Below are 587 nucleotides of genomic sequence, written 5' to 3' on the forward strand. Positions count from 1 at the left end.
CCAGTCCGACGGCAAGCCGCTCAACGCCGCGAAGCTGCCCTACATCGTCGTGCCGAGCTCGAGCAGCATCTGGAAGTACAGCTCGTCGCAGCTGAAGGGCGGCGGCTCCTGCGCGGTGATCTACAACGGCAAGGTCGAGTACGCGGTCATCGGCGACACCGGCCCGTCGCAGATCATCGGTGAAGCCTCGTACGCGACGGCGAAGGACCTCGGCATCAACCCCGACCCGTCCAACGGCGGCACCGACTCGGGTGTCACGTACATCTGCTTCAAGAACTCGACCGTTTCGCCGATCGAGAACCACTCGGCCGCGACCAGCAAGGGTGAGAGCCTCGCCACCACGTTCGTGAACAACAACTGACGCTCGCGCGAACCGGGGCCGATCCGTTCAAGACGCGGATCGGCCCCGGCTGCTGTGCTGGGGCGCATGAGCAAGGAACTGCGGAAACTCGCCAACGTCGGACCCGCGATGGTCCGCGACTTCGCCCGCCTCGGCATCACCGAGCCCGCGCAGCTGGCCGGGCGCGACGCCGTCGAGCTCGCAGAGCCGTTCGTACAGCTCGACGGCGTGCGGCACGACCCCTGCG

2 protein-coding genes are annotated in these 587 nt (G+C 67.3%); both read left to right on the forward strand.

Features of this window, described 5'->3' with window-relative positions; genetic code table 11:
* Positions 1-361 (forward strand): glycoside hydrolase family 75 protein (locus tag CCN37_RS38210; protein WP_246843592.1); only part of this gene is annotated, 361 nt, incomplete at its 5' end.
* 66 nt (positions 362-427) lie between these two features.
* Positions 428-587 (forward strand): helix-hairpin-helix domain-containing protein (locus tag CCN37_RS42540; protein WP_210408416.1); only part of this gene is annotated, 160 nt, incomplete at its 3' end.

Source organism: Allokutzneria sp. NRRL B-24872, from assembly GCF_002155965.1.
Classification (GTDB): Bacteria; Actinomycetota; Actinomycetes; order Mycobacteriales; family Pseudonocardiaceae; genus Allokutzneria.